Here is a 9,188-nt window from a genome sequence, read left to right as displayed (position 1 = left end):
GGCCTGCGCGGCGTTGCCGCGTGCTTCGAGATCGGCCGGCGACAGTTGCGGCTCGCGAGCCGCGGCCAGCTCGATCAATACCTCGGCCAGCTCGATGCGAGCTTCGTCGCGGATCAGCGCGAAACGCCACGGACGCAGTTGCGCATGGTCGGGCGCGCGCATCGCGGTGTCGAGGATCAGGTCGAGTTCGTGGCCGCCCGGCGCGGGCTCGGTCAGGCCGTAGTGGGATTGACGCGACAGCAGCGTGTCGATGAAGGCAAGGCCGGGGTTCGATGCGGTGGTGTTCATGCTGACTCCGTTGGGCAAGATCGCAACATGATGCGCAAGTGTTGCGATTTGTGCAAATGATTCTCATTCGCATTTTTGTCGGTTATTGTGGCGAGGGTGCGCGTGGCGCCATGCGCCGGCCGTTTCAGTGCGGGCGGCCGGTCATCTCCGAACCTTCGACAATTTGCCTATGCCGACGCAGGTACTCGAACAATTGCAGGGAGCAGGCCTGCGCGCGACCTTGCCGCGCGTGAAGGTGCTGGAATTCTTCGCGGCGGCCCGCCCGCGCCATGTCAGCGCCGAGGATGTGTATCGGCATCTGGTGGCCGAGCAGATCGATATCGGGCTCGCCACGGTGTACCGCGTGCTGTCGCAGTTCGTCGAGGCCGGCATCCTGACGAGCGGCACGCTCGATTCGAATCGTCATGTCTACGAACTGAACGACGGCAAGCGGCACGACCACATCATCTGCCTGAGCTGCGGCCAGGTGGACGAGTTTTCGGACCCGCTGATCGACGGCCGCGAGAAGGCGGCGGCCGACGCGCTCGGCTATCTGCTGACCGGCCATCACCTCGTGCTGCACGGCTATTGCGCGCAGTGCCGGCCGAAGCCGAGGCCGGTGCTGGCGGGCGAGGCCGCGTGGGACGGTGCGGACGATCTCGACGCGGTTCGGCACGAGTGATACGGCGCAGCGGGGATGGTGTGGCCGATAGGCACGATGGATCACGGCCTGCCACGAGCAATACGGCACGGCTGGGACGGTGCAGCCGACAGGCACGCCGGATCGCGACCCGGCACGATCAATACGGCACGGCTTGAGCGGCGCAGCCGATACGCCACCGCGGATACGGCACAGCCAACGCCGCCAGCTACGGCGCAGGCCGCGCGAATGCGACATCGTTGCGACCACAACGAAGCGCACGGCCTGCCCGCCGCGTCACCGCCGCGCCTCGCATGTCCAGCATGTCTGGCGCGGCACCACAACAATCGACGTCGATCGACGTGTTCCGAATCGGGGGTAGGGCGAAGTTGGCCGGTCCGGCGTGCCTTCACGGCGCGCCCGGGATCGACGGGATCGCGTTCGCATGCCGGCGCTTCGCAATCGACATCACCGGCTCCGGGCCGCATGTCGCGCGGCGAGGGCGTTGCGCGGCGGCTGGCTCCGAGCATCAAGCAATGGATTGAACAGCATGGTTTTTTCAGTTTCGACGAAGTGGCGCGCAGCAGCCGGCCGATCCCGCCGGACATGGCGCGCGGGCATGGCGGCGCTTGCGGCGGCGGTCGGCCTTGCCGGTGCGCTGGGCCAGGCAGGGTGCGCCGCGCCGGGTTCGACCACGCCGCAGGCGGCCGCATCGACCGCCTCAACCGCCTCAACCGCCTCAACCGCCTCAACCGCCTCAACCGCCCAAGCCGACAAGGACACGGTGCTGATCCGGCGTACGGCCGACGGCATTCCGCATATCGAGGCTGCCGACTGGCAGGCGCTCGGCTATGGATACGGCTACGCGCAGGCGAGCGACAACCTCTGCACGATGGCCGAGGCGTTCGTGACCTATCGCGGCGACCGCTCCCGGTATTTCGGCGCGAGCGCCAAGCCGGCCACGCGCTCCACGCTCGGCGCGCCGAGCAATCTCGATTCCGATTTCTTCTTCCGGCTGGTCGATTCGGCCGGCACCATCGAGCGCTACCGCCACAGCCAGCCCGACGCGCTGCAACGGATGATTCGCGGCTTCGCGGCCGGCTACGACCGCTATCTCGACGAAGTGCGCGCGGGCGATGCGCCGGGCCGGCATCTGGCCTGTCGCAACGCACCGTGGCTGTCGTCGATTACGGACGCCGACATCTATCGGCGCCTCTACGCGGCGAACCTGGCCGGCGGCGAGGCGCATTTCGTGTCGGCGATCGCGAGCGCGCACCCACCCTCGGCCGACGCGCCGCTGCGTGCGGACGGCAGCACGCGCGCCAACCCGGCCAGCCACTCGACCAACGCGCATGCCGAGGTGGCCACGGCCAACCCAGCCAGCCACCCGCCCAGCGCGCATGCCGAGGCGGCCACGGCCAACCCGGCCAGCCACTCGACGAACGCGCATGCCGAGGCGGCCACGGCCAACCCGCCCAGTCGCCCGACGAACACGCATGCCGAGGCGGCCACCGCCAACCCGGCCAGCCACCCGACGAACACGCATGCCGAGGCCGCCACCGCCAACTCGCTCGCCGCGCTCGATCCCGACGCGCTGCACGTCGGCGGCCATTACGGCATCGGCAGCAACGCGCTCGCGTTCGGTCGCGACGCCACGGGCGGCGCGTCGATCCTGTTCGGCAATCCGCACTGGTTCTGGAGCGGCCCGGACCGCTTCTATCAGGCGCAACTGACGATTCCCGGCAAGCTGAACGTGGGCGGCGCGTCGTTCCTCGGCGTGCCGGTGATCATGATCGGCTACAACGACGAGATCGCCTGGACCCACACCGTGTCCGGCGCGCGACGCTTCGGCCTGTTCCAGTTGAAGCTGGCCGCCGACGACCCCACCGCGTATTGGGTGGACGGCCAGCGCGAAACGATGCGCCGCGTGCCGCTGACGGTGCCGGTGCGCAAGCCCGACGGCACGCTGGCCACCGTCGCGCGCACGCTCTACGCGACGCGTTACGGGCCGGTGGTGGATCTCTCCGGGTGGTCGCCGAAGCTGGGCTGGACGCACACCCAGGCCTTCGCGATTCGCGACGCCAACAGCGGCAACGACCGCATCTTCCGCACCTTTCTCGATTTCGGCCGCGCGCGTTCGCTGCCCGATTTCATCGCCACGCAGAAGGCGTCCGCCGCGATGCCCTGGGTCAACACGCTGGCGATCGGCCGTCGCGATCCGCAAGTCTGGTTCGCGGATATCGGCAACGTGCCCGACGTGCCCGATGCGCTGGCCGACCGCTGCACGCCGCCGATCGGCAAGGCGGTGGACGCGAGGCTGCCCGGCGTGCCGTTCCTGGATGGTTCGCGCGGCGAATGCGACTGGCAGCGCAGCGGCGCGTCGGCGCAGGCCGGGTCGCTGCCGGCTGCCGCGATGCCGGGCCTGCTGCGGCGCGATTTCGTCGCGAACATGAACAACAGCTACTGGCTCGCCAATCCTGCCGAGCCGCTGACGGGCTTCCCGCGCGTGATGGGCACAGGCGTCGCGCCGCTCGACATGCGCGCGCGGCTCGGGCTGGCGCTGGCCGAGCGCACCGCGCCGGGCGAAGAACTGCGGCCGGGTCAAGTGCGCACGGGGCTGACGGCAACCGACGTGCAACGCTTCACGCTCGACGGCGACACGCTCGGCGCCACGCTGTTCAAGCGGCCGGTGCTCGATCGCGTGTGCGCGAGCGGGCGCTTGCGTGTGGACCGCGATCCGCTGACGGGGCAGGTGTTCCACCCGGCTCGCATGGCCGACACGGCCGAGGCCTGCCGCACGCTGCGCGCCTGGAACGGCGTGGCCGACCGCGACGCGCGCGGCGTTTATCTATGGGATCAGTTCTGGGCGCGCGCCGAGAAGATCGACGCGGCGAAGCTGTACGCCAAGCCGTTCGACCCGGCCGATCCGCAGAACACGCCGGCCGGCCTGCGCGCCGACGAACCGGCCGTCGCGCAGGCGTTCGGCGCGGCGATCCTGGCCGTGACCGACGCGGGCTACGCGCTCGACGCCACGCGCGGCGAAACGCTCTACCTGACGCGCAACGGCGAACCGGTGCCGTTGTACGGGGGCTGCGCGGGCGTCGGCTATTTCGCGTCGATCTGCGATTACGGCAAGCGCCGCGCGCGCGACCCGATCTCGGCCGACACGATCGGCGGCAACAGCTATCTGCAGGTGGTGACGTTCGGCGCGCAGGGCGCGGAGGCTCATACGCTGCTCGCGCATTCGGAATCGGACGATCCGGCCTCGCCGCACTTCGCCGACGGTACGCGCCGCTACGCCGAGCGGCGCTGGCTGCGCATGCCGTTCGAGGCGGGGGAGATCGCGGCCGACCCGGCGTTGACGGTGACGCGGTTGGTGATGCCGGCCGAAGGTGATGAAGGCACTGAGCGCGATGGGGGCCGCGAAAGCCAGGGCGGCCGATAGCGCAACGAAGGGCCGGCCGCGCGAGATGCGCAACCGGCCCGCCTCGCGGCCTAAATCACCAGCCGCGAATGCCCGATCCCGCCGCCTTTCTCCACGCGGATCTGCGTGGCGATGCGATCCTTGAGCCCCTCGACGTGGCTGATCACGCCGATCATCTTGCCGCTCGCATTCAACGCGTCGAGCGCATCGAGCGCAATCTCCAGCGTATCGGCGTCGAGCGTGCCGAAGCCTTCGTCGAGAAACACCGAATCGATCGAGGTCTTGTGGCTGACCAGGTCGGACAGCGCCAGCGCGAGCGCCAGGCTGACCAGGAAGCTCTCGCCGCCCGACAGCGTGCGCGTGTCGCGCGTGACGTCGGCCTGCCAGAGATCGACGATCTCCAGTTCGAGTTCGCCGCTGGCCTTGCGCCGCAGCAGGTAGCGCGCGTGAAGGCGGTCGAGATGACGGTTCGCCAGCATCAGCAGATGGTCGAGCGTCAAACCCTGCGCGAACTTCCGGAACTTGTCGCCCCTGGCCGAGCCGATCAGCGCGTCGAGGTGCTGCCAGACGTCGGTGTCGCGCGCCTGCGCCTCGATCTGCGCGAACAGGGCCTGCTGATTGCGGCGCAGCGTGTCGTCGCGGTTCAGCCGCTCGCGCTGGCCGCCCAGGTTGCCGTTCAGTTCGGCGGTTTGCGTGTTGATCGCCTCGATCTGCATGGTCAGTTCGTCGAGCGACAACTCCGATTGCGCCGATTGCGCCGGTTGCGCGGTCAGCGCCGTCAGTTTCTCCTGTGCCGATTGCACCAGCGTTTGCGCGGTTTGCCGTGCCTGCTCGGCGGTTTGCTTCAGCGCTTGCAGGCGCTTGCGCTCGTCGGGCGGCAGCAGGGCGGCGAGGAACGCCGGCAGGTCGGCGAACGGGCTGGCGGCCAGCGCGGCGCGCCATTGCGTATCGGCTTCGGTGAGCGTGGTGCGCTGCTGGGTCTGGAGGCCGTCGAGCTGGCCGATGCGGCCTTCCAGTTGACTCAGTTCCTGGGTCAGCGTGTCGATACGATTCGTGCAGGCCGACAGTGCCTGCGCGGGATCGCCGTCCGGCGCGGTATCGGCTTCTTCCTCGGATAAGGGCGTATCTGCGTCGCGATGCTGCGCTTCGAGCGCTTGCAGGCGCGTCTGCCAGTGCGTCAGCACCGCGGCGGCGGCCTCGCAATGCGCGCGCTGCTCGATGCGGCCTTGCGTCAGCGTTTGCACGCGCTGCTGGGTGGTTTGCCACGCCTGCCATTCATCGACGCGAGCGGCCAGCCAGGTTTCGGCCTCGGCGGGCAGCCCGGTGGCGTCGAACCCGGCTTCGACGATCGCGGCCACTCGCGCGGCATCGTCATGTTCCAGCGCGGTGCGTTGCGCCTTTAGTTCGTTGTCGATTTCGGCCTGGCGTTCGACGGTACTCGCGATCGTCTGCTCGATGGCGGCCTGCAGCGTGCGGGCGCGGTGCCAGGCCTCGATGGATTCGGCGTCGGTCTTGCGCAGGGCGGCAAGTTTGCCTTCCGCTTCTTCGATGGCGTCGAGCGTCTGCTTGAGTTGTGCCGACGCTCGATCGGCCGTCACGCGGCCCGCTTCGAGGCGGCTGGCGTGCGCCCAATCGTCTGCGCCGATCGCTTGGCCGTCGAGCGTGGCCGCGAGTTCGCGCCAGTCGCGCAGGCCTTGATCGATCTGCGTGGCAAGCCGCGTCAGGCGTTCCTGCGCTTGCTTCTGCGTGGCGCGTTGGGCCGCCAGTTCGCTGTTCAACGCGTTGTTCTGCTGGTCGGCCGTGCGGATTTCCTCGTTCAGCGCGCGCAAGCCCCGTGCGGTGGCCGACACGTCGATCGCGCCATACGCACTAATCGCCGGATGCTCATGTGAACCGCACAGTGGGCAGGCCTCGCCGGGCTGCAAGCGCTCGCGATGCTCGCTCAGGCTGCGAATGACCTGCTCCTGTTCGAGCAGCTTCTGCTTGTCGGCGGCTTGCTCCTTGAGCTTGTTCAGCGCGGTCTGCCGCTCGGTCAGCCGCGTGCCGTGAGTCGCCAGGTCGGCGTCGAGCTGCTTCAGTTGCGCGGCGAGCGCGTCGCGTTCGGCGGCACGCTCGCGCAGGGCCGCCGCGCGCGTGTCGAGATCCTTCCACGCCGTGACGCTCTGATGCGCGGTTTGCCAGCGCTGCCGCCATTCGGGCAGCGAGCGGCCGTCGAGACGCGTTTGCTGCGCATCGTGCAGCGTCGCGATGCGCGCGGCCGAATCGGTGCGGGCCTTGTCGGCCAGCGCGACGGCTTCGGCCTGGCGCGTCAGCCTGGCACGTTCGTCCACGAGCTTGCGCGCGAGTTCGCCGGCAGCTTTCTCGCGTTGACCGATACCGGCCACGGCCTGGGCGCGATGCGCGAATTGCTGCCGCCAGATGCCGATCCGTTCGCCGAGCACGGCGTGATGGCGCAGCGCGGCGGCGCGTTCGTTCAACTGCTGGAGCTGGGCGTCGAGCGCGCCGAGCTTGCGCTGCGCGTCGTCGCCGACACGCGCGGCCAGCCGCACCGCGAGCCGGTGTTCGGCGCCATGCCGGGCGGCGCGGGCCGTCTGGCGGGTGCGCTGTTCGGCCAGTTGCGCGACGGTTTGCCGGCAGGCGGCATCGGCCCGTTGCAGCGCGTCGTGCAACGGACGCAGCAGTTCGGCCGGCTCGCTCGCCGCCAGCCGCGCCAGTTCGCCGGCCGCCGCGTCGAGCGCGGCGACGGCCTTCTCCAGCCCGGCCTGCGCCTGCTGCGCGGCCTGTTGCGCCGCCGTCAGATCGACGCGCCATTGGCGCTGTGTCTGCAGCGTCTTCAGTTGCTTGCCGAGCGCGTCGAGTTGCGCGGCCAGCGCCGCCATTTCGCGCTGCATCGCTTCGCGCTGCTCGGCGTTCAGCAGATCCATGCCGTCGGCCTGCGCGCGCAGGGTCTTGAGGATGTCGCGGGCCGCCGCCGCGCGTTCGTAGACGCGCCGCGAAATCTCGCCGTAGATCTCCGTGCCGGTCAGTTCCTCCAGCAACTCGGCGCGGTCTTTGGCGTCTGCATTCAGGAATGCCGCGAAGCCACCTTGTTCCAGCAGCATCGAACGCGTAAAGCGCGCGTAATCCAGGCGGGTGATCTCGGCGACAAGCCGCAGTTTTTCTCCAATTTGGCTAGCCAGGATCGTACCGTCTCCTTTTGCCAGTTCCACCTTTGGCTGTTGGAGCGCGCCGTCCACTTTGTTTCGTGCGCGGTGCTGACTCCAGAACGCTCGGTAAACATTGCCCTTTATCTCGAATTCGACCTCGGAGAAACAGTCCGAGGTATGGCGCGTCATGACGTCGTTGACTGTCGAGGAGACGCTGTCAACTCGAGGAGTCCGGTGATACAGCGCCAGGCAGATCGCGTCGAGCAGCGTGGATTTGCCCGCGCCGGTCGGGCCGGTGATCGCGAACAGCCCGTGGTCGGAAAACGGCGGCCTGGTGAAATCGATGAACCATTCGCCCTTCAGCGAATTGAGGTTCTTCAGGCGCAGCGTGCGGATCTTCATGCGTCGTGCTCCCCGGTGGCGGCGACGATTTCCCGGTAGCGCTCGGTCAGCGATGCGCGCAGGTCTTCGGGCAGCGTTTCCTGGCCGAGGCGGCGCGCGAATACATCGAGCGGATCGAGTTCGTCGAGCGTGACGCCGGTTTCGGCCGTCAACTGCGCGGCCGTGTTGGTGCGCTCGCGGCGAATCCGCAGCACTTCGATCGGCAGGCCTTCCGCGAGCGCCTGGATGCGCGCGGGCAGATCGGACAGGTAGTCGTCCTCGGTCACGGTCACTTCCACCCACACCGGCTGCTCCGGCGTCGCGCCTTCGGCGAGGCGCGGCAGCGTGTCGGCCAGCGCTTTCAGGTTGCCGTTCAGCGTGGCCAGCCGCCGGAATACCGGCACCGGCACGGGCGTGACCGCGCGCAGGCCGGTGTCGTCGAGTTCGACCAGCAGCATTTCCTTTTGCTGGGCCGCCTCGTCGAAACTCAGCGCGATCGGCGAGCCGCTGTAGCGGATGTGTTCCAGGCCGCCCACCTTCTGCGAACGATGGATATGCCCCAGCGCCAGGTAATCGACCGGCGGGAACGCCGCGGTCGGGAACGCCTCGAGCGTGCCGACGTAGATCTCGCGCACCGATTCGGTGGCGCTGGCGCCCACCGTCGTCAGATGGCCGGTGGCGATCAGCGGCAGGCGGCGGCCGGTTTCCTCGAGCAGCGCGTCGCGCACCGCCTCGGCCGCGTCGTAGCAGGCCTGGTAGTACGCCTGGATCGATGCCATCAATTGCTGGCGCTTCTCGTCGGCCGTCTGGCCGGCTTCGCTCAGGGTGACGTCGCGCGGGCGGATGAACGGGATCGCGCACACCACGCAGCCGGGCACGCCGGCCGCGCTGCCGCCGGCCTTGTCGTCAGCCGTGCCGCGGCGCAGCGGCAGCACGCGCACCTGATCCTCGGGCACGTCGGCATGCGGCACCACGGTGGCCGACAGGCGCGCGAGCAGCGCGCTGCTTTCGCGCAAGGTGGCGACCGAATCGTGGTTGCCGCCGAGCAGCAGCAGCGCCACGCCGGCTTCGTGCATCCGTACCACGAGCTGGCTGTACAGCTCGCGCGCGTAGCTGGGCGGCGTGCCGGTGTCGAAGATATCGCCGGCGATGACGACGGCGTCGACGGCCAGTTCCTGGACGCGCAGCATGAGCCAGTCGATCAGCGCCTGATGTTCGGCTTGACGGCTCTTGCCCATGAAGCTCTGGCCCAGATGCCAATCGGAAGTGTGGAGAAGACGCATGACGATGAGTGAGGGCGGGGTGCCGACGGTGCACAGCGGCGATGGCC

6 protein-coding genes are annotated in these 9,188 nt (G+C 69.0%); 2 read left to right on the top strand and 4 right to left on the bottom strand.

The genetic code is table 11. The features are described 5' to 3' along the window. A partial coding sequence (locus ACYP33_RS32905; RefSeq protein ID WP_459625329.1) for a nitroreductase family protein occupies positions 1-288 on the bottom strand: 288 nt, incomplete at its 3' end. Between the two features lie 169 nt (positions 289-457). On the opposite strand from ACYP33_RS32905, the gene ACYP33_RS32900 reads away from it, so the two are divergent. Continuing rightward, positions 458-949 carry a Fur family transcriptional regulator gene (locus tag ACYP33_RS32900; protein WP_459625328.1) on the top strand — a complete coding sequence of 164 codons (492 nt, stop codon included), beginning with the start codon at positions 458-460 and terminating at the stop codon, positions 947-949. A 426-nt stretch (positions 950-1,375) separates the two neighbouring features. On the opposite strand, the gene ACYP33_RS32895 is transcribed toward ACYP33_RS32900, so the two are convergent. Next, on the bottom strand, positions 1,376-1,720 hold the full coding sequence (locus ACYP33_RS32895; RefSeq protein WP_459625327.1) for a hypothetical protein: 345 nt from the start codon (positions 1,718-1,720) through the stop codon (positions 1,376-1,378). Here ACYP33_RS32895 and ACYP33_RS32890 point away from each other — a divergent pair. Next, positions 1,692-4,352 (top strand): penicillin acylase family protein, encoded by a 2,661-nt coding sequence (locus ACYP33_RS32890; protein ID WP_459625326.1) that lies wholly within the window; start codon positions 1,692-1,694, stop codon positions 4,350-4,352. The genes ACYP33_RS32895 and ACYP33_RS32890 overlap by 29 nt on opposite strands. Before the next feature lie 50 nt (positions 4,353-4,402). Here the strand turns inward: ACYP33_RS32890 and ACYP33_RS32885 are convergent, their stop codons facing one another. Both ACYP33_RS32885 and sbcD read right to left on the bottom strand, forming a co-directional pair. Then, complete coding sequence (locus tag ACYP33_RS32885) at positions 4,403-7,879, bottom strand: AAA family ATPase (protein ID WP_459625325.1); 3,477 nt, start codon at positions 7,877-7,879, stop codon at positions 4,403-4,405. Beyond that, positions 7,876-9,141, bottom strand: a complete 1,266-nt coding sequence (gene sbcD, locus ACYP33_RS32880; RefSeq protein ID WP_459625479.1) for an exonuclease subunit SbcD — start codon at positions 9,139-9,141, stop codon at positions 7,876-7,878. Before sbcD ends, ACYP33_RS32885 begins: the two co-directional genes overlap by 4 nt. Positions 9,142-9,188 lie beyond the last annotated feature (47 nt).

The organism is Burkholderia sp. 3C (assembly GCF_054589155.1).
The sequence above is the reverse complement of the archived record's forward strand: the minus strand, read 5'-3'. Positions and strand labels throughout refer to the sequence as shown.

Coding starts and splice junctions, on each gene's coding strand:
- ACYP33_RS32895 (WP_459625327.1), bottom strand. CDS start 1,720: ATGCCGTCGGCCGTACGCCGGATCAGCACCGTGTCCTTGTCGGCTTGG.
- ACYP33_RS32885 (WP_459625325.1), bottom strand. CDS start 7,879: ATGAAGATCCGCACGCTGCGCCTGAAGAACCTCAATTCGCTGAAGGGC.
- ACYP33_RS32900 (WP_459625328.1), top strand. CDS start 458: ATGCCGACGCAGGTACTCGAACAATTGCAGGGAGCAGGCCTGCGCGCG.
- sbcD (WP_459625479.1), bottom strand. CDS start 9,141: ATGCGTCTTCTCCACACTTCCGATTGGCATCTGGGCCAGAGCTTCATG.